Raw genomic sequence first — 18,662 nt, forward strand, 5'->3', positions numbered from 1 at the left:
TACAAGCATGCGCAAGCCAGGATTTAACACAAATGATACATTTTTGTTATATTGCGTCAGCAATCACATTTTGCCAACGCGCGTAAAGATCAGGAACCAAAGTGGCCCTGCAGGCGATAGCGGCTACCGGGAAAAAGCAGGCGCGCATGGGAGACGATATGGGTGGTGGACCAGGTACGGCGGCGAATCAGCAGGCACGGATCGTGGGCATGGATATGCAGCAGCACGCACTCCTCCGCGGTGGCCTGCACTGCTTCAACGATGTGCTCCCCCTCGGTTAAGGGGGCAATCAGCGACAAATAGTCGTGAGGCGTAGTGGTGGTATAGTCCTGGCGCAGATAGTCCGGTACGACGGCGGCGTTAACGCAGCGGTCTTCAATCTGTACCGGAACATCATTTTCAAAATGCACCATCTGCGAATGAAAAATCCGCGTACCGACCGCCACGTTCAGCGCCGTGGCCTGAATCAGGTCGGCCTGAGTCTCCTCCAGCAGCAATACCTGACAGCGGTGCTGATGGTGGCGGGAGGCAATTTCGTCGGCGATGCTGCGTACTTCAAACAGCGCCGACTGCCCTTTAGGCTCCGCCACGAAGGTACCAACGCCCTGAAGTCGCACCAGCAGGCCCTCGTCGGTCAGCTCGCGCAGCGCCCGGTTGATGGTCATGCGGCTGAAGCCAAACTGCGCCACCAGCTCCGCCTCCGAAGGAATACGATCGTGCACACGCCAGACGCCGCTGTGGATCTTTTCGCTGATCGCCTGTTTCACCTTTTCATAGAATGGCGCGGGTGCGGAACGAGGTTGCGGTGAGAACATAGCCGGGCTTTCCTTGTGCTAATGGGCGGCGAAACGTCCAGAATATACCGAATCGCTAATGCCACCAATGGGCGATTTGCCATGCCAGACGCGCTGCCGCGCGGGCTCCTTGACTATCGATATCATATTGCGGATTAAATTCTACTAAATCCACCGCCTGGAGCTTACCGCTGCGGCACAGCGGTTCAACAATGCGCAGCAGCGTTGCCAGCGGGATACCGAGCGCAGCAGGCGCGGAGACCGCCGGCATTTCACGCGCGGGCATCACATCCAGATCAATAGTCAGATAAAGGCGATCGTAACAAGCGATATTACGCGTGATTTCCGGGATAACTCGCGCCTCAAAAGATGCGAGAACATCGAGATCCTCAATAATCATCACCTCGCGGCGGGCGGCCTCATCCCACAGCGCCTGGGTATTGGCGGCGCGGCTTACGCCGATACAGGTGTAATGGAAGCCTCGCTGCTGCGCTTCACAGGCCAGCGCCAACTGGCGGAACGGCGTACCGGAGCTGGCCTGGTCGGTAAAACGCAAATCAAGGTGCGCATCGAGGTTAATGATGCCGACTTTCTCGTCAGGAAACGCATCCAGCACCCCGGCACCGTGGCCGAAAGCCGTCTCGTGCCCGCCGCCTAATACCAGCGTGCGTTTGCCTGCGCGTTGACAGGCAGTAACCGCTTCGCGCAGCGCCTGCTGAGCCTCTTCCAGTCCCTCACCCACTGCGCTGATGGTTCCCATATCAACGCAGCGGTCATGCCCCTGGTGACTGGCCATGTTCGCCAGCGCCCGGCGCAGGGTTTCAGGTCCCTTTTCGGCCCCGGTGCGCCCTTTATTGCGCCGGACCCCTTCATCGCAGGCGAATCCCAGCAGGGCAATATCACCCACCAGCGCTTCAGGTGCAAAACGTTCAGCCCGCGCGATGGTTTGAAACAAGCGTAGTGCGTTAGCCGCTTCCGCGCTGTCATCGCGCCCCTGCCACAGTGCTGCGGGCGTAGATTGCCAAAGCTTCATGCGATTTCTCCTCGAACGACGCGCTGCCACAGCGGGCTGCGCCCCGGTTCATAAACCATTTCCACCGGATGTTCGGCATCCCAGATAGCAAAATCGGCAACAAAGCCTGCGGCCAGCTGCCCGTGGCTCGCCTGACGGCCCAGCGCCTGCGCCGCATGTCGGGTAACCCCTGCCCACGCCTCCTCCGGCGTTAAGCCAAATTTCACACAGGCCATATTCATCGCCAGATGCAGGCTGGCAAAGGGGCTGGTGCCAGGGTTGTAGTCCGTCGCTACCGCCATTGGCACGTGATATTCACGCAGCAGCTCAACCGGCGGTTTACGGGTTTCGTTAAGAAAATAGAACGCGCCGGGCAGGAGCACCGCCACGGTGCCGCTGCGGCTCATTGCCGCGACTCCCTCTGGCGTCAAATATTCAATATGGTCGGCGGAAAGGCCTTTATAGCGGCTCACCAACTCAGCGCCGCCCAGCGAAGAGAGCTGCTCAACGTGCCCTTTAACCGGAATCCCCAATGCCTGGGCCGTACTGTAAACCCGCTCGGTTTGCGCCGGACTAAAACCGACGTTTTCACAAAAGGCATCGACGCTTTCGAACAACCCCTCTTCCCACAGCGTGGGCAGAATCGCTTCGCAAACCAGATTAATGTAGCCATCCGGGTCGCCTTTATATTCCGGCGGCGTGGCGTGAGCGGCGAGCAGCGTTGGCGAAATCTCGACGGCATGGTTTGCGGCGAGCTGTTGCACGACACGCAGCATCTTGCGTTCGTTTTCAAGGTCTAACCCGTAGCCGGATTTAATCTCCAGAGTGGTGACGCCTTCACGCAGCAGCCGCTCCAGACGCCGTCGGGCCAGTTCCAACAGTTCCGCTTCGCTGCTTTCCCGGGTAGCGCGCACCGTTGAGTTAATACCGCCGCCGTTGGCGCTAATAGTCTGGTAGGAAACACCATTGAGGCGCTGCTCCCACTCCTGCGCCCTACTACCGCCGAATATCAAGTGAGTATGGCAATCAATTAACCCCGGCGTCAGAAGTCTGCCACCGAGATCGATACTTCGCCCTGCGGGCGCCTCGTTATCGGCAACAACGGCCTCAATGCGACCATTGCGCACCAGCAGCGCGTGATGCTCCAGCAGGCCATAAGGTTGTGAGTGGTCAGGATTCAGGGTAGCGAGACGGGCGTTTCGCCAGATTACACGTTCGGAGGTGGCTTCAGTCATAGCGGTCAACTTGTCATGGGTTGTATAGACATTTATTTTGATCCTGCGTGAAATGTCAACAAAAGCAAGGATGAATGTTATTTATTTGTGACCAAACGCGACCCATTCCCGGTTCCTGCTATACAAAAGCAGCAACTTTTTTGCGCTATGTCTTCCCGTTTCGCTTAACTTGGTATAAAACAGCAGGCTTTAAAGGACTTATACCCGTCATACTTCAATTCAGGGTATATCTATTTGATTGATTCTTGCCCGGAGCAACATGAACACATTTTCCGTTTCCCGCATGGCGCTGGCGCTGGCCTTTGGCGTGACGTTGTCCGCCTGTAGCTCGACGCCTGCCGATCAACAGCCCTCAACGCAGACTGCGCCGGGCACGGCTTCTCGTCCTGTTTTAACCGCTGATGAGGCGAAAAACTTCTCAACGGCGAGTTATTTCCAGTCTCTTGATCCTAATGCCCAGGCCTGGCACCCGTCTGCCATTAGCCTGCCGGCGCAGCCTGATTTTGTCGTCGGGCCTGCGGGAACCCAGGGCGTGACCCACACCACTATTCAGGCCGCGGTTGACGCAGCGATTACCCGTCACTCCAACCGTCGCCAGTTTATTGCCATCATGCCGGGTGAATATACCGGCACCGTGTATGTTCCGGCGGCCCCGGGCGCGCTGACTCTGTACGGCACCGGCGAGAAGCCGCTCGACGTCAAAATCGTCCATCCGATTGATTCAGAAATCGATTCAACCACCTGGCGTCACCTGGTCAATCCGGGCGGCAAATATATGCCGGGCAAACCAGCGTGGTATATGTTCGACAACTGCCAGAGCAAACGTACCGCGACTATTGGCGTAATGTGCTCGGCGGTATTCTGGTCGCAGAATAACGGCCTGCAGTTGCAGAACCTGACGATCGCCAACGATCTCGGCGACAGCGTTGACGCGGGCACCCACCAGGCCGTCGCTCTGCGCACCGATGGCGATCAGGTGCAGATTAACAACGTCAATATCCTTGGTCGTCAGAACACCTTCTTTGTGACCAATAGCGGCGTACAGAACCGTCTGCAGGATAACCGCCAGACCCGTACTCTGGTCAGCAACAGCTATATTGAAGGCGATGTCGATATTGTTTCCGGTCGCGGGGCAGTGGTGTTTGATAATACCGATTTCCGCGTTGTGAACTCGCGTACCCAGAAAGAAGCCTACGTTTTCGCGCCAGCAACCCTGAAGAGCGTGACCTACGGGTTCCTGGCGATCAACAGTCGCTTCACTGCTTACGGCGATGGCGTAGCGCAGTTGGGTCGCTCTCTGGACGTTGACGGCAATACCAACGGCCAGGTCGTTATCCGCGATAGCGTCATTAATGAAGGCTTTAATATGGCCAGACCGTGGGCCGATGCCGTGGGTTCTAACCGTCCGTTTAGCGGTAATACCGGCGCTGCCGATGACAAAGGCAACCCGCAGCGCAATCTGAACGATGCTAACTTCAACCGCATGTGGGAATACAATAACCGCGGCGTGGGAAGTTTTGTTGTCGCTGAGCCGAAGCAGTAACGGTTATAAACTTGAAGGGGGAGCCATTCCCCCTTTTCTCTCCGCTCCCTTCAGGCTCTATCCCCTTTTCCCTTCCACCACCATCGTCAGGATAGTTCATCCTGGTTGCTAAATCTCCACGCTGTACAAGTTTTTAATCATAAAAATGACAATAAAAACAATCACCTATAATTTAAAAACAAAAAACATAATCTATAAGTACAAAATAACCTGCAAAAACTGTACAAGTACAAAATCATGACTATAGTTAAAACGTAAGTTTTAATTTCTCTGCATTACAGCATCCTTATGACTTAAAAATTGCACACCATTTCTCTTGATATGGTGAAAAACTGAATAACAAAGATGATTGTTATCAATCGGCTTTGTTGGTTGATTAATTATTGAATGCAGCCTGAGATATATCATGCAGATTAAAAACACTATTCCCGCAGAGTTTATTCCTAACTCTGCTTTGCTAAAAAACATCGAGCATATGGTGCAGATTAAGAACGAAACGGTGAGTAATGAGCGTTTAATCATTGAGGTTCAGCACCGCCTGAATATAGAGAAAAATGAAATTCTCGCTGATTTGTATATGCAAATACTACATATGTTATACGGAAAAAATCATCACTAAGCGCGACTTTTAGCAGGCAAACATACAGCAACTAACGACCCAGGCTCGGAGGACAAATGAATAACGACAAACCAGATTTCTTTTGTAATCATTACGATCTTTGGATTAACAATAACCTTCTCCGTCAGGGTTTACAGCTTATTCTTGATTCACTATCACCGGGCTGCTTTCATGGCAAATACGTTTTCTTCACCAGCGACAACTATTATTCTGTGTTAAATCATAAATATGACCAACGGAGGGTTCGCTTTGTTCTGCTTACGGATGGTAATGACTTAAACTTCTTAAGTGAAATTCCAATGTTCAGAATCTCCGCGCGCTCCACGCCAGCTGAAATAAAATCGTTTATTCTCCGTCCAACGCTGTATGGTAAAAAACCGGATGGCGAATCCGAGGGTATTATTCTTACCAGTCGTGAGAAAGCGGTTATCCGCTTAATGAATGATGGTGAAGCGATGGTTAATATCGGAAAGTCACTGAACTTGCATATCAAAACGATTTATCAAATCCGCCTGACGTTGATTAAAAAATTAGGCTGCTCCGGGCGCACAGATTTTTTTAACATTAGCCGTAGCGAAACGTTCAAAGCCTGGTCACAGCTCAATTCTTAATATTTTATCGTGAGGCCGAGTTAAAATATCTAAAAAAGCAAAAGCGGCGGAATATAAAAACAAAACGCATGTTCCGCTGCTGGCTTCAATTCCCCCTATTAATCCCCATGAAACTCGATGGTAAACCCCTGACTTTGCCAGTGGCTGAGTAATTCCGCCTGCAAAGGAGATAATGCACGGCCGGTCCAGACAAAAATGTGCTGTCCAGGGAACAGTTCCGGGCGAGGAGAATCAAGCGGTTCAGCCAAAACGTTGACATGCCAGGCACGCTGCGACAGTCGCCACGCTTCTAACCAGAGCCGGGTACGATCTTCATTACCCCAGCCAACCAACAACGTCTCTTTACCAACTTTTTTACGCGATTCGGCAAGGAATGACGCCACGCTATCGATCAAAATTCCATCCAGCATGCTGCTAATGGCCAGCGACGTGTTTTGATCAAGATTTAATTTCTGCCGCACGGGCACCAAAAGCTGGTCTATAAGACTATCCACGGGATATTCGTGGCTAAGAGACATAATTCTGGCGCGTAATTTCGAGGGTTGTACAACTCGCAGAAGAGTCATCATCTCGTCCTGGAGTAAAGCTGAACCATCGTGCGCCGCAGGTTGATGACCTTCCAGTAACGCCTTGACCTTACCGACAGAGACTCCACGTTCAATCCAGCGCTTGATCTCCTCAATACGCTGAACGTCTTCATCGTCAAACTGACGGTGTCCCCCCTCGCTTCTCTGCGGTTTCAGCAAGCCGTATCTTCGCTGCCATGCACGCAAAGTAACGGGGTTAATTCCGCAACGTTCGGCAACTTCACCGATACTGTAATAAGCCATTAGCGCCCTCTTAACATGCCATACTTTCCTGGCTAAATTAACGAATTTAGCCAGACTGTACAATTAACTTTTCTTGTACAGTTAAAATATAACAGGTTGGACGCCAATCTGTAGGTCAAAAAGGGAGTATGACTGATTTATCTGGCGTTTTCAGACTATGGGTACCAGCAAATTTTAAAGAATTTCCCAGGATGATTTTTTTTCGGGCCATGCGACCACAGGAATTCCGCCCAAACACGGACTGGCAAACAAATTACCCTGAAAATGCGCGATTCCCGCCGACTCGAGCCACATCCACTCTTCCGGCCGCTCGATTCCTACCGCCGAGACGGCAATTTCCAGCGAGTTACAGCATTTAATAATGGCCTGCACTATGGCCTGCCTTGGCCCGTGCTTATGGATATCTTTGACCAGTTGACGATTGATCTTTATGCGATCCGGCTGAAACTGAGCCAGTAACAAAAGTCCGGCAAACCCGGCACCGAAGTGATCGATAGCGACGCGAATACCCGCGGACTTGAGCTTACGAATAGAATCAGTGAATTCATCAATACGTGAGATAGCTTCACTCTCGGTGAACTCAACAATAATCTGCTCTGAAATCAAACCATTCGCCTTGATTTCATCTAAAAGAAACTCAACAGCGCCGGGAACATTCACCAAAGTCATTGGTAAGAGATTAATAGACAACGTGCATCCACGCAGACGCAAACGTCCCGCCATGGCAAACGCCACCCGCTTACTGTGGAGGTCCGCCTTATAAATATCCTCTCGCGAGAGTCCATCAAAATAAACCTCTGGCGATCCACCGCAGGCGGTACGCAGCAACGCCTCAACGGAAACAATTTCTTTAGCAAACGGGTCGATCACCGGCTGAAAAGCGAAGCTGCACTCGGCCTGTGCGAACGGGACTTCAGGATAAAAAGCTGTGCTATCCGTTACAAAATCCCAGCTTTCCGGCGCGGGGATTTCGTAATAATTATCCTTTTCCGTCGCTTCCACGAAGGTACGAAAAAAGTGGAGAGCCCGGTCATCGTAAGTTAGCTGATATTTAGTGGTCCCTTTATCCAACACCATTTGCAGAACGTCATCGCGGTCATACTCTCGTAAATCAAAGAGCTCCATACCAATGTTGCCAAATCTACGCGTCGGACCATGATCGCTAAGCAGTTCAACAAGATTATGGTGGCGCGAGTCCCCACAGATATGACGATAAATTTCCAGAACCTTCTCTTCAGGTCCTTCTAATAGCTGAAAAAAATGGGTGCCGTTAAAAAGTAAAATCCCGGACACGTCCATCTGGCTATTTTTTACATTTGCTTCAACAACCATGCTTTCGAGCGATTTAACTGACACGTTGTCGCAGATATGACTGCGATAAATGATGGTAGTGAGCATGAAATTCCCGACAGGAGAGAGAAAAGATATTGAGATATTACAGTAGCAGATCCGATGTCCTGCGTCCTGTTAAAAAGACAAATACATTAACAAATATTTCACATTAAACCGTTCTTTTGATTGACCTTCTTCTCCAGCCAACACCTGTACAGAATGCACATCCCACAGATAGTATGCGCCCTGTGGGGAAAAGATTAAAAAAATATACAAATCAATTAGTTATGTTGATAAACAAAAAAACTAACATTTTTATTTCATTTTTTGTGTACAAGTTACCGATCATTGTATAACTTTAATAGCAACTTAACTGATGATTGAACTGACAGGAGCACATATGCAGCAGAATAGTTTTATTCCTGACACAGCTAGCGCTATTGCCCATTATTTCAATAAAGCCTCTTTGCCTTCACAGCAGGAAACGCTGGGACAGATTGTGATGGATATCCTTTATGAAGGCCGAAATCTGAATCGTAAATCTCTGTGTACCAAGTTACTGAGTCGCCTTGAAGTTGCTTCTCAACCTGAAGAAGAGAACCACTATCAAACGTTAATCGGTTTGCTCTTTGAGCGACAAGATTAAGCGTGCCAGCAGTAATCTGGTGAATTAAGTCGACACTGAAGAGTCTGGTTTCACGGATGATGCCAATACTTAATCAGCGCATCGACTTCAAACCAAATCTCCAGTTATGGAGACGACGGTAATCAGAGATACAGTTATGAATAGTGGTGAGATTGAACACTTAACAGATGTACTGATTGGAGAGGCTGTCCTCTCTCTACTCAAAAACAAGGGGCCGATCAATACTCAGGCTCTGGTAAATAAACTCCAGTCGATGCAGGTCGGTGAAACGGATAAAAAACGGCGAGATACAATTGGGCATATTATTGATGAAATCAATAATATGGTAGCTCTTCGAGGTAAGAAAAAGTCTCTGGGTACTTCAGGTGCGAAAAATTATTGGGATGACCCAAATGCTTTATTGGGTTCATCTTCGCAATCTGGTACAGGTAAAATGCACTGACCATTAATGGTCGATTCTTTAATTAACAAAGTTGAGAATATGATGAGACAGACTATGCATCAGCAATCAGATATCTACGCAGGCCTGAACGATACCGCACTCTCTGAATATTTCCGCAATGCAGGCGACAGGCTGATCGATGAATCTGCAGTGATGTCCCTGGCCATTAGTAGTATCCTTGCCACTGAAGGGCATCTCAGTAATAAGGCTATTATATTCTGGTTAATTAATGCCCTTGAGACGACCAGCGATGTGGTGACCGCAGATGTTATCCGTAAGACGCTGGAAATCGTCGTAAGTTATACCATGGATGATATCTAAGATAGCAACAGGAATTAATGAAACAAGGAAGTCCGCTATTGTTAATAGGTGGAATAACGGTTAAACAGGGCCTGAGGATAGAAATAAAACCCGCCTGTAGTATAATTTCGCCTAAAATTCGCCTCCTGTTGCCAGGAATAAAATCCACAACAGGAGACGGATATTAAATAAATATATGCAATATTTAATCAGCCTTTTTATAAGGCTGAATATAAAAACACATCACCACGCGCTAAAGCACCGCAGCCAGACGCCTGACGCCATCGACCAGGACCTCCGGCGGATGGTTGGCAAAACCGAGTAAAATCCCCTCTCTCGCCATCGCCCGCTGACAGTATCGCTCAAAGGTCTGTACACCTAAGCCTATCCGACGAGCCTTGTCTTCCACCTCTTTGGCTTTTATACCATTCAGCAGCCAGCAGACTAAATGAACGCCCGAATCCGTCGGATGAACCGCCATACGTCCAGGAAAATAGTGCTCAATCGCCGCCTCCAGCGCACTTTTGCGCTCAAAACAGGCTTTGCGGATACGACGAACATGGCTGGCGTAGTGCCCCTCACTGAGAAAACGCGCCAGAACCGCCTGTTCCAGATAGCCGCTACTAAGATCGGTGTAATACTTGGTGATGGCAAACTGTTCGCGTAAATGCTCAGGCACCACCAAAAAACCAAGGCGAAATTCCGGGTACATCATCTTAGAGAATGTCCCGGAATAGATAACCCGCTGATGTTTATCTAGCCCCTGCAAAGCCTGTAATGAACGGGCGGCGTAGCGAAATTCACTGTTGTAGTCATCTTCGAAAATCCAGGCCCGATGGGCTTCTGCCCATTCCAGTAAGGCAAGCCTTCTCGGCAGGCTGAGAGTTCCGCTGAGCGGAAACTGATGCGAGGGCGCGGTATAGACCAGTTTCGCTCCTGGGTAGTGCAATATTCCATCCTGAATATCCATGCCATCGCTATCAACACGAACGGGCCGGACGGAGACACCTCTGGCGGCGAATGCCCCGCGAGCGCCGTTGTATCCAGGGTCATCCAGCCAAACCTCATCACCCGGTACCAGCAATGCCTGAGTGGTGATCGTCAGCGCCTGTTGAATACCATTGACGATAATAATTTGATCTTCATGACAATTTACCCCACGAGTCGCCTGAATATAGTGACTGATAGCTCGTCGCAACGGTAGATATCCGTAAGGCGTGGTGTGCATTCCCAGTTCACGATGCGACTGTCGCCAGACGCGCCCCAGCAATCGTCCCCATAAAGCGTGAGGAAAGAGATCGGTACAGCCGATACCCACCGCAAAAACCCGGTTCATCCCCCCACTCTCCTGGCTTTCGGACCATGAGGGTATCAATGCCGAGATATCGGGGTTGAGCTGCCCGATAGCAGATGCCGCCGCTTCAGGTGCCGCTGGTGAATAATGCTCGCTTATGAAGTTATCCGGGATATGTTGGCAGACAAATGTGCCCGCGCCCTTGCGCGTCACCAGATACCCCTCATCCATCAGGCGATCGAAACCCGAGATAACCGAGTTCCTGGAGATCGCCATCATCTCAGCCAGCGCACGGCTTGAGGGGACTTTTGAACCCGCCGTCAAACGACCATCAAGGATAGCGTTACGCAGGGCGTGATAAACCTGATCTTTGATGATCCCGCGTTGTAATAACAGGTCCTGAAAGAGAGGTGCAACTGGTTTTGCCATAGCTATGAGGAATATCTTGAAGGTAAAAGTGGATCCTACAAATATATAGAAAGTGTCACTTTTTAGGAACCATAAGAACTTCTAACATGGCGCTCAGTGAGGACAAAACTCCCATTTTTAAAAATAAGGACCACTATGAATTTATCTCAAATCACCATCGAACCCGCGACCGAGAGCGACTTTGCCCAGTGGTTGCCGCTGTGGAAAAGCTACCAGGTATTTTACCGCGTCGATATCCCGGAAGCCGTGACGCAATTAACCTGGAGCCGTTTTTTAAATCCCATTGAACCGATGTTTTGCGCCGTAGCAAAGCACGAAGGAACGATAGTGGGGCTGGTGCATTACCTGTTCCATCGCACCACCTGGGCCGAAAGCGACTACTGCTATCTGGAAGACCTGTTCGTTAACCCAGAGGTTCGGGGCAAGCATATCGGCAAACAGTTGATTGAATATGTTCAGCAGCAGGCGCGTAAACGCCACGCTGCCAGCCTGTACTGGCACACCCATGAAACCAACCTTCGCGGCCAGCGTCTGTATAACTGGGTAGCGGATAAAAGCGGCATGATTGAATATCGGATGCGGGTAAAATAGCCGTTGCATCTGGCATAAAAAACCTCGCCTGGGCGAGGTTTCAGACTGCTGATACGGCTTAAAAAATAGCATCACTATTATATGAATATTCTAACATACTGATATTTCCCTGGCGTTAACGTAACTTTCGAACTTGCTCTTCCCCTACACTAATTTACTCACTACGTTGGCAGACATTTTTAAGCATATTACTATTGTCAAATAGATCAGTAGTGATGCAAAACAGGATCTTGTTTTGCGCGTAACAAGGCAAGGTTTCTCAATCTCCGGTAAAGAATAGGATCTTGTTGCATAATCAGTTTGCGAACTAACGTATCCCGATCTCTATAAATCAACTTATCACTAACGCCAAATTCACGCGCTATCTCCTTAACAGAGAGTCCCTCCAGTAGATGGAAAACTATTTGCTGCTCGCGGAGGGTAAACAGGAAGCAATTATTATACTTTTTTTTATTCTCCGTAATAACAGCATGACAGTGCATTAAGAAAATTTCCATTCTCCCTTTAATAACATCAAGGTCGTTACGTCCCGCCAGATGTAGCATAGAGGTTTTATCAGGGTTATACATGTCAACAAAAAATAGTACATTGCTAAGTATAACTCTTTTATCATCCTGCCATTTAACAGAAAAAATAATATCATTCTCAAAATGCTTGCTACGCACCTTACAAATATCAAAATTCCTTGATGAGAATGGAATGAATTTTATGTATTTATCAATAAGATGAAAAGGAATGTCTTCTTGTAGCTCACTCTTCAGCTCAGATGAAAAAAGTAACTCTTTAAAAACTGCATGCACTGCAATTCCATCATATACATTTTTTGTCAGATAAATAAATTTATAGCGCAGTAATGATGAGTTAAATCCCAACATGGTGTTATCCCTCTCATTATTTCAAGCTAATACGCTCTACGCCATAATCATCTATCCAGGTAAACGACTTTATACTTTCATTTACCAGAGCTATCTTTCCTGATGGTATATCCAGTGATGAGAAAGGAAATAGCAGACCATCTTGTGGCAAATCAATTATCTCCTTACCGCTACCCAGGCTAATTTTCAATAAAGAGTAATGAAACGGAGTTCTATTTTCAAGACGAATACACTCGCTATCATCACAATTTATTTTAATTGCCTTAATTTTTTCAATTTCTTTCTCAGTATTAATCTGAGATATAGCTACTGGACGATAAAATATCTTTATCCGTGTCCGAAAAGCAACCTGTAGTAAAACCTCGTCTGTTGTACCCTTAGCTTTTTGTGGGATCTCCAAAGCATTTAGCCAAAATAAGGATTCCTTATTTTTTGGTAATGATTCTTCATTATCGATAAGTTGAAGTCGCACGGTACGCGAATCCATCCCGTTCAGGCGGAATACGGGTGGTAAAATCATAAATGGCGCCTTTATCGATTCAGGCTTATCCATGATGTTATCCCGGTCGGTCCAGAGTTGCATAAGAACCGCATTATCACCTTCATTTTTAATTCTAAATGTCACTTCCCGTTCATTTTCATTGAGAATGAGTCGAGTAAAATTAATATATGTGGCCGCAGATGCTTGTGAACAAAAGGCGAACAGTAACGTGACAAACAAAATTTTAACAAAAAAGATCATAATGCGAATTCCTGATAACAATTTTTATTTATAACTCAAAGTGAAAGTAACCGCCCCATTAATTCCCCCGGAAGAAACACTCGCTTCCGTTTGATACAACCCAGCACGCAATGGAACTGTATAGGTTGCATTATCGGCCGAGGGGTCATAATCAGTTAGCAAATATGAATTATTAAACGACAAGGGTGCATCCTGAGCATTCAATAATTGAATTCCGACACCACTCGCGCTGGATGTTGAACTGATAGCAAATACGCCTTGAGAGTTATCAATTATTGCTGTTGTTGGCGTAAAGAGATAACTAATACTCGCTAAACCAGCCGGACACTTTGTGAATACCAGATCAAAATCTTTCCTTGATGTGGTATAGCCCACTCCAGTAAAACTTGCACGACTGGCTGGAGGAAGATTCACATTAACATCAGACGTTGTACAGGTCCCACCCGTTGTCGAGATAACTAACCCACCGGCACGAAACTGGGCAATCATATATGTCCCGCTACCGACAGAGGTTCTGCCATCATAAATCTGATAATGTCGCATATACATTGGATCAAAAAGTGAAGTTGAACCTGCTGTTAATGATGGCTTAGTTTTCACAAACCTGACCTGCACATCTACACCAATATTCCATGAATTATCGTCGTCATAGCTAACATTAAATAATTGTGAAGGTGTCTGGTTACCCCCGGTAGAGATAGTTAATGGGTACCAATCGCTTAACTGACCTTTAACGGTATAACGCCAGCGTGCCACATAACCTAATCCATCCTTTACCGCCGTATCATAAACATTATAAGTTTGGCCATCGATCTGCATCGTTCCCCAAACGCGGTATGGAGGGTATCCTTGAACCGCCATTGGTACCGTATAACTCTGATAATTAGTGACGTGTTTGCAAGTCCATGCGGTAGGGTTCGATGAAGTCATCCAGTTACCCAGCAAATCACCCACTGCAGCATCTTTACCCACCTGCACTGTTGTCGAATCAAAATATTGATAATAACCGCTGGTTCTAATGCAGTTGACCCAAGTACCATCGGCCCTTGCATACCCGATCGCGCCAGCGAAGGCTAATAAGTGCAAAACCAAGATACGGACTATTTTTATCATTATGCACTCTCCTGTTATTGGCAAACCGCATTAGCCTGTGGCAAACCAGCACCTGTTCCTGCTGACTTAGTAGGTAGTACGTAAGCAAATGAACATGTTTGTTTACCGTGGCCACCCCATTTCACATGGAGTTTTCCTGTTTCATTTTTAACTCTAACAAAAGCCTGTCCCCCTTGTGTGACATAACCAACAGAGCGATTGTTTTCATCCATAATCGCAGAACCAAACGGTAATTCTTCTGTGGGGTGACTTAATGCCAGAAGCATAGAATGACCAACATCTGTCTTATACTTCATCAATACTACCGCCCCTGCTGTTGGCACAATGTTCTGACTGGTCACATCGAGCGAAATATCGTTCGATAACCCTTTAGGATCGAGTTCTATAGTATTCTGACGATACGGCGTTAAATAAGGAACCGCCGCTTTACCGTAGCGATTTAAACTCAGACTATTGTTATTGGTTATTCTTGCTCCAGCGGCATCATCAGCCTCAATAATCGCCATTGTATCGCCCATAATAGGGGTGAAAACCACACCATTTTGCCATGCCACGACGCCGCCAGATAAGTTCATTCCATACTGTTGGTAACCACTTCCTGTCGAAACATTAGCCCCAACGCTACTCCATGGAGATGCCCAGTTGCCGCTTACTCCTCCGGTCGTTTTAGTGCCGCTTTGCTTATAGTGGTCAACGTTGCCAAAAGCACTATAGGTAAACTGGCGATTTTCACCGGTCGTTCCGGCAATGGAATTTTGAATACCACTATGGTCTCGTTCTTGAATAAAAGTCGAGTTGAGATAAGCCGAACGCCCACTTTCACCAAGGGGTAGAGAAATACCAATGGCAATTTTATTATCCCATTTATCTTTCAGCAGATCGCGGGTTCTACTGCCATTTATATTCAAATTGAAATGTTTAAATGAATTTGTATAACCGAACTGATATTCCGTATCATGCCCACTTCGATTCCAGTAGTCCTGAGTGCTCGCACTGAGATTAAAACTTCCCCAGGTATCATTAATCGTTTGCGTTGCGCTTATCTGTACGCGGTTTTTACGGTTAACCGTATCGTTAAACCAGCTATAGTTACGCTGCTGACCATCACGCAACATCATTGCGTCATCAATACTATAATACCCGGAACTAGAATAGCGGTAACTGGCAAGTGTGACGTTGGTATTCACAACCGGCAATATTTTGGCGAAAGAGAAGCGAATACTTTGCCCTTCACGCTTTATGTCATCATGAAACGAGCTGCGTGCATGGGTTATATCCGTTGAGATTGCACCAATTGAAGTATTTAAAGCGACACCGCCAGCAATCGACTGATAATTCTCAGCACCCAGCATGCCAGAATATCCGGTGATGAGGTTTGAAAAGCCATGACGCAGAGTTCCCATCAGGATATTCGGATTTTCATTTACAGTCGAATTATGGTAACGCCCCCCCATTAGGGTATAACGAGTAGTGCCCGGACGTAAAAGTTCAGCAATTGACGCGTAAGTCACGGTGAAACTGCGTTCGCTGCCATCAGCTTCTTTTATTGTGACCAGCAAATCGCCACCTGTCCCGGTGGGGTATAGATCATCAATCGTGAAAGGTCCCGGTGGTACGGTTGTTTCATAAATTCGCATACCTCTCTGACTGATACGTACCAGAGCAGTGGTGTTGGCAATGCCATTAATTATTGGCGCGTATCCACGTTGAGAATCCATATACATGCGATCGTCAGAGGTCATCATTACGCCGCGGAAGCCAACGCTGTCGAAGACTTGTCCGTCAGTTGATGATTCTCCCACCACCAATTTACTACGTAACGGAACAATCGCGCGTTCGAGATAGGTATTGGCATTGTCATAGCCCCAACCTTTTCCTTCGTTCCAGTTAAACGAGCCTCGGTAGCGCAGGCGCCATACATCCCAGTTAATTCCGCCCCTAAGTCCAAGATATTGGGTTGAGAGAGAATCAGACCCCGACATGTCAGAATGATAGGCGTTATAATCATATTGCAACGTTGCCGCCGTAATTCCATTATCCCAAAGTTCAGGACTGACATAGCCGCGCGCATGGCGTAGTAAATAGGTTTGAGGAGACTGTACGTTAATACGCTGTGTAGCCACATCAAAGTTTGCGACAAGATCCGGATAAATATCTTCAGTACGCACACAGGCTTCATCTGCTTTTAATCCCTGTAAAACATCAGGGTTAATTTTAGCCAAATCTATTCCGGCCATAGAAATCAATTTAATATTAAAGCAAGGTCTGGCTATCGCTGACTGCAAACTATCCTTTGCAAATTTAACATTGACATACCCTTTCCATTTTTCATTAACATAAAGATCGACGGCATAGTTACCACTGGCAACAGGATTCCCTTGAGAATAGGCACTGACGTCAATAGCAGAGCGCATAAACTCACTATTAAAAATAACATCATCATTTTGTTGCGCTGTTGCTACCTGAGAAATAAAAATTGATACAATAACAAACTGTGCTATCTGAGTTAAACAAATTGAAGAGGAATGCTTTTTATTTACTTTGCAGTGTCTGCTCATTCTTTGTTTCTCCTCCATAATCATTGATCACACTGTAAAATAGAGTGAGACCGTCCAGCCTCTCTGATTTTTTAGTTACTAACTGGAGATTCATCTCCCCTTTAGGTGCAATCATGCGTTGAGGGAAACTCTCAACAACAGCCGCTACCGCAGAACCCTTTGCCCTGCGAATCTCTACGCTACTTAACGTAATAAAATAAGAAGAGTCATTTTTAACATTTAAAGTATTACCATTTCTTTTAAATCTAATTTTTTTATACGACTCCAGTACGCTGTATTCGAGATTAGCAGGGCGATAAAATAATTTTATCCGCGTACGAAATGCTAGTTGCAGAATATTAGAGCCAGCTTCGATCATCTTCGTAGGTTTTGGCGGTACTTCCAGCATATTAAACCAGTACAATGATTCCCTGTCCTGAGGAAGGATAGCGCCAGTGAACATAACTCTCACTGCCTGCCCTTTTTCGGGGTCAATACGTACAACAGGAGGGGTGATAACAAATGGTACGTTTACCTCACCTGGTCTGGATTTAGGATTACCATCATCAATCCATAATTGTAATAGATAAGGATTCTTACCATTATTTTTTAATTGCACAACCGACTCTTTATCTTTTGCATTAAAAACAATTCTCGTCCCATTAATAGCAACATCAGCCAAAGCTGAGACAGAGATAAAAAAAGATGCAATTAAAATAAAACAGTGGGGGATTTTTTTTAACATTAAAGAACCTCATCATTGATGGGAGTAAAAACAGTTGCTTTTACTCCCATGAATCAATTACTCGTAAACCATGGTGTAATCAACCTGAGTGGTTACAGAGCCCGCAGTAGAAGCATCGGTTGCATAATACTGAGCATAGTAATTAAGAATACCGGCACCAGAGCTGATATCTACTGGGATATCATTCTGACCATTCGCTACTGAAGCACCAGCAACAATAGCGTTACGATCGGCATTCAATAATTGCACTTGCACATTACCCGCGGCATCTGGAGCAGTAGTATCAATATTCAAGCGACCAGTCTGGCTATCAACATAAGCGCCAGGCTCAAAGTAGGTACTTGCAGTTTGTAAAGACAGGCCTGTACAACCAGATAGTGAAATATTGAAAGGTGTTGCTCCAGCTGTTGCTCCTGTAGAAGCCAAGGAGGAAACTGAGACAGTCGGCAGTGTTACTGTTGCATCAGTATTACCACCATCGATAGAAATAGTGCATGTGGTGTCAGTGACCAGCCCATTAATAGTAATGGTACCGTCCGCAGCAGAAGCGGAAGTTGCTACGACTGAAGACAATCCCAGAGCTAATGCTGAAATAGCATATTTATAATTACGCATATATAGTTCCCTATTTGGGTTAAGATGTACAACAACATAAAAATGATATTGAAACAATTAACACTACTTCCTTAATCCTTAAGAAATAGGAAAAGAACAATATCATCTAAATTCCATAACAATAATATACAGCAATTTATTGATGCGCAATAATAGGAAAATTCAACTACATTTATATCTTAATAATTTATTTAAGGAGGGCTTGTCTATTTTATTTATTTATATTTGATAGTGCTAATATATCTTAAAATGGTTTTTTACAATGTTTTTTTAGTTAAAAAAACATAAAATTTCATAATGATGTTTAGTTGATATAGATCATTTACACTGATTAAAATTAACATCCCAGCAACAATT

The 18,662-nt window shown here is 46.6% G+C and carries 19 protein-coding genes; 7 read left to right on the top strand and 12 right to left on the bottom strand.

Features of this window, described 5'->3' with window-relative positions; genetic code table 11:
• Positions 1 to 89: 89 nt before the first annotated feature.
• From ACMYSL_RS19770 to hutI, 3 genes are read right to left on the bottom strand one after another with little or no spacing between them, the layout of a single operon-like run.
• Positions 90 to 815 carry a histidine utilization repressor gene (locus tag ACMYSL_RS19770; protein WP_434659673.1) on the bottom strand — a complete coding sequence of 242 codons (726 nt, stop codon included), beginning with the start codon at positions 813 to 815 and terminating at the stop codon, positions 90 to 92.
• A gap of 55 nt (positions 816 to 870) precedes the next feature.
• On the bottom strand, positions 871 to 1,827 hold the full coding sequence (hutG, locus tag ACMYSL_RS19775) for a formimidoylglutamase (RefSeq protein WP_434659675.1): 957 nt from the start codon (positions 1,825 to 1,827) through the stop codon (positions 871 to 873).
• The gene (gene hutI / locus ACMYSL_RS19780; RefSeq protein ID WP_434664168.1) at positions 1,824 to 3,122 is read right to left on the bottom strand and encodes an imidazolonepropionase; all 1,299 of its coding nucleotides are present in this window, start codon (positions 3,120 to 3,122) and stop codon (positions 1,824 to 1,826) included. The genes hutG and hutI overlap by 4 nt, the downstream gene beginning before the upstream one ends.
• A gap of 178 nt (positions 3,123 to 3,300) precedes the next feature.
• Between hutI and ACMYSL_RS19785 the strand changes: the two genes are divergently transcribed.
• From ACMYSL_RS19785 to ACMYSL_RS19795, 3 genes are all read left to right on the top strand, one after another.
• On the top strand, positions 3,301 to 4,584 hold the full coding sequence (locus ACMYSL_RS19785) for a putative acyl-CoA thioester hydrolase (protein ID WP_304257156.1): 1,284 nt from the start codon (positions 3,301 to 3,303) through the stop codon (positions 4,582 to 4,584).
• Positions 4,585 to 4,990: 406 nt separating this feature from the next.
• Positions 4,991 to 5,203: a hypothetical protein gene (locus ACMYSL_RS19790; RefSeq protein ID WP_182237329.1), complete on the top strand. Its 213-nt coding sequence runs from the start codon at positions 4,991 to 4,993 to the stop codon at positions 5,201 to 5,203.
• Positions 5,204 to 5,259: 56 nt separating this feature from the next.
• On the top strand, positions 5,260 to 5,814 hold the full coding sequence (locus tag ACMYSL_RS19795) for a LuxR C-terminal-related transcriptional regulator (RefSeq protein ID WP_434659678.1): 555 nt from the start codon (positions 5,260 to 5,262) through the stop codon (positions 5,812 to 5,814).
• Between the two features lie 98 nt (positions 5,815 to 5,912).
• On the opposite strand, the gene ACMYSL_RS19800 is transcribed toward ACMYSL_RS19795, so the two are convergent.
• Positions 5,913 to 6,644, bottom strand: coding sequence for a MerR family transcriptional regulator (locus tag ACMYSL_RS19800; RefSeq protein WP_434659680.1), 732 nt, complete (start codon positions 6,642 to 6,644; stop codon positions 5,913 to 5,915).
• 174 nt (positions 6,645 to 6,818) lie between these two features.
• On the bottom strand, positions 6,819 to 8,042 hold the full coding sequence (locus ACMYSL_RS19805) for a diguanylate phosphodiesterase (protein ID WP_434659682.1): 1,224 nt from the start codon (positions 8,040 to 8,042) through the stop codon (positions 6,819 to 6,821).
• Positions 8,043 to 8,376: 334 nt separating this feature from the next.
• Between ACMYSL_RS19805 and ycgZ the strand changes: the two genes are divergently transcribed.
• The 3 genes from ycgZ (at position 8,377) to ACMYSL_RS19820 (ending at position 9,385) form a co-directional block, all read left to right on the top strand.
• The gene (ycgZ, locus tag ACMYSL_RS19810; RefSeq protein ID WP_434659684.1) at positions 8,377 to 8,622 is read left to right on the top strand and encodes a regulatory protein YcgZ; all 246 of its coding nucleotides are present in this window, start codon (positions 8,377 to 8,379) and stop codon (positions 8,620 to 8,622) included.
• 136 nt (positions 8,623 to 8,758) lie between these two features.
• Complete coding sequence (locus tag ACMYSL_RS19815; RefSeq protein WP_142515279.1) at positions 8,759 to 9,064, top strand: hypothetical protein; 306 nt, start codon at positions 8,759 to 8,761, stop codon at positions 9,062 to 9,064.
• A gap of 54 nt (positions 9,065 to 9,118) precedes the next feature.
• On the top strand, positions 9,119 to 9,385 hold the full coding sequence (locus ACMYSL_RS19820; protein ID WP_110276842.1) for a biofilm development regulator YmgB/AriR family protein: 267 nt from the start codon (positions 9,119 to 9,121) through the stop codon (positions 9,383 to 9,385).
• A gap of 232 nt (positions 9,386 to 9,617) precedes the next feature.
• Here the strand turns inward: ACMYSL_RS19820 and ACMYSL_RS19825 are convergent, their stop codons facing one another.
• The gene (locus tag ACMYSL_RS19825; RefSeq protein ID WP_434659686.1) at positions 9,618 to 11,087 is read right to left on the bottom strand and encodes a PLP-dependent aminotransferase family protein; all 1,470 of its coding nucleotides are present in this window, start codon (positions 11,085 to 11,087) and stop codon (positions 9,618 to 9,620) included.
• A 135-nt stretch (positions 11,088 to 11,222) separates the two neighbouring features.
• On the opposite strand from ACMYSL_RS19825, the gene ACMYSL_RS19830 reads away from it, so the two are divergent.
• On the top strand, positions 11,223 to 11,678 hold the full coding sequence (locus ACMYSL_RS19830; RefSeq protein WP_434659688.1) for a GNAT family N-acetyltransferase: 456 nt from the start codon (positions 11,223 to 11,225) through the stop codon (positions 11,676 to 11,678).
• 206 nt (positions 11,679 to 11,884) lie between these two features.
• On the opposite strand, the gene ACMYSL_RS19835 is transcribed toward ACMYSL_RS19830, so the two are convergent.
• Genes ACMYSL_RS19835 through ACMYSL_RS19860 form a run of 6 tightly spaced genes read right to left on the bottom strand, consistent with a single transcriptional unit; the run spans position 11,885 to position 18,305 of the window.
• Positions 11,885 to 12,553: a hypothetical protein gene (locus ACMYSL_RS19835; RefSeq protein ID WP_182237315.1), complete on the bottom strand. Its 669-nt coding sequence runs from the start codon at positions 12,551 to 12,553 to the stop codon at positions 11,885 to 11,887.
• 16 nt (positions 12,554 to 12,569) lie between these two features.
• Complete coding sequence (locus ACMYSL_RS19840; protein ID WP_434659690.1) at positions 12,570 to 13,295, bottom strand: fimbrial biogenesis chaperone; 726 nt, start codon at positions 13,293 to 13,295, stop codon at positions 12,570 to 12,572.
• A 24-nt stretch (positions 13,296 to 13,319) separates the two neighbouring features.
• The gene (locus ACMYSL_RS19845) at positions 13,320 to 14,408 is read right to left on the bottom strand and encodes a fimbrial protein (protein WP_304257144.1); all 1,089 of its coding nucleotides are present in this window, start codon (positions 14,406 to 14,408) and stop codon (positions 13,320 to 13,322) included.
• 14 nt (positions 14,409 to 14,422) lie between these two features.
• Positions 14,423 to 16,966, bottom strand: coding sequence for a fimbria/pilus outer membrane usher protein (locus ACMYSL_RS19850; RefSeq protein ID WP_304257142.1), 2,544 nt, complete (start codon positions 16,964 to 16,966; stop codon positions 14,423 to 14,425).
• On the bottom strand, positions 16,941 to 17,690 hold the full coding sequence (locus ACMYSL_RS19855; protein WP_434659692.1) for a fimbrial biogenesis chaperone: 750 nt from the start codon (positions 17,688 to 17,690) through the stop codon (positions 16,941 to 16,943). Before ACMYSL_RS19855 ends, ACMYSL_RS19850 begins: the two co-directional genes overlap by 26 nt.
• A 57-nt stretch (positions 17,691 to 17,747) precedes the next feature.
• Entirely contained in the window at positions 17,748 to 18,305 is a 558-nt protein-coding gene (locus ACMYSL_RS19860; protein WP_304257138.1) for a fimbrial protein, read from the bottom strand.
• Positions 18,306 to 18,662 lie beyond the last annotated feature (357 nt).

The organism is Klebsiella sp. MISC125, assembly GCF_051131775.1.
Taxonomy (GTDB): Bacteria; Pseudomonadota; Gammaproteobacteria; order Enterobacterales; family Enterobacteriaceae; genus Klebsiella.

What these genes read in the sequence shown, in the direction of transcription:
- ACMYSL_RS19770 (WP_434659673.1), bottom strand. Translation starts at nt 815, where the DNA reads ATGTTCTCACCGCAACCTCGTTCCGCACCCGCGCCATTCTATGAAAAG.
- hutG (WP_434659675.1), bottom strand. Translation starts at nt 1,827, where the DNA reads ATGAAGCTTTGGCAATCTACGCCCGCAGCACTGTGGCAGGGGCGCGAT.
- ACMYSL_RS19785 (WP_304257156.1), top strand. Translation starts at nt 3,301, where the DNA reads ATGAACACATTTTCCGTTTCCCGCATGGCGCTGGCGCTGGCCTTTGGC.
- ACMYSL_RS19790 (WP_182237329.1), top strand. Translation starts at nt 4,991, where the DNA reads ATGCAGATTAAAAACACTATTCCCGCAGAGTTTATTCCTAACTCTGCT.
- ACMYSL_RS19795 (WP_434659678.1), top strand. Translation starts at nt 5,260, where the DNA reads ATGAATAACGACAAACCAGATTTCTTTTGTAATCATTACGATCTTTGG.
- ACMYSL_RS19800 (WP_434659680.1), bottom strand. Translation starts at nt 6,644, where the DNA reads ATGGCTTATTACAGTATCGGTGAAGTTGCCGAACGTTGCGGAATTAAC.
- ACMYSL_RS19805 (WP_434659682.1), bottom strand. Translation starts at nt 8,042, where the DNA reads ATGCTCACTACCATCATTTATCGCAGTCATATCTGCGACAACGTGTCA.
- ycgZ (WP_434659684.1), top strand. Translation starts at nt 8,377, where the DNA reads ATGCAGCAGAATAGTTTTATTCCTGACACAGCTAGCGCTATTGCCCAT.
- ACMYSL_RS19815 (WP_142515279.1), top strand. Translation starts at nt 8,759, where the DNA reads ATGAATAGTGGTGAGATTGAACACTTAACAGATGTACTGATTGGAGAG.
- ACMYSL_RS19820 (WP_110276842.1), top strand. Translation starts at nt 9,119, where the DNA reads ATGCATCAGCAATCAGATATCTACGCAGGCCTGAACGATACCGCACTC.
- ACMYSL_RS19825 (WP_434659686.1), bottom strand. Translation starts at nt 11,087, where the DNA reads ATGGCAAAACCAGTTGCACCTCTCTTTCAGGACCTGTTATTACAACGC.
- ACMYSL_RS19830 (WP_434659688.1), top strand. Translation starts at nt 11,223, where the DNA reads ATGAATTTATCTCAAATCACCATCGAACCCGCGACCGAGAGCGACTTT.
- ACMYSL_RS19835 (WP_182237315.1), bottom strand. Translation starts at nt 12,553, where the DNA reads ATGTTGGGATTTAACTCATCATTACTGCGCTATAAATTTATTTATCTG.
- ACMYSL_RS19840 (WP_434659690.1), bottom strand. Translation starts at nt 13,295, where the DNA reads ATGATCTTTTTTGTTAAAATTTTGTTTGTCACGTTACTGTTCGCCTTT.
- ACMYSL_RS19845 (WP_304257144.1), bottom strand. Translation starts at nt 14,408, where the DNA reads ATGATAAAAATAGTCCGTATCTTGGTTTTGCACTTATTAGCCTTCGCT.
- ACMYSL_RS19850 (WP_304257142.1), bottom strand. Translation starts at nt 16,966, where the DNA reads ATGAGCAGACACTGCAAAGTAAATAAAAAGCATTCCTCTTCAATTTGT.
- ACMYSL_RS19855 (WP_434659692.1), bottom strand. Translation starts at nt 17,690, where the DNA reads ATGTTAAAAAAAATCCCCCACTGTTTTATTTTAATTGCATCTTTTTTT.
- ACMYSL_RS19860 (WP_304257138.1), bottom strand. Translation starts at nt 18,305, where the DNA reads ATGCGTAATTATAAATATGCTATTTCAGCATTAGCTCTGGGATTGTCT.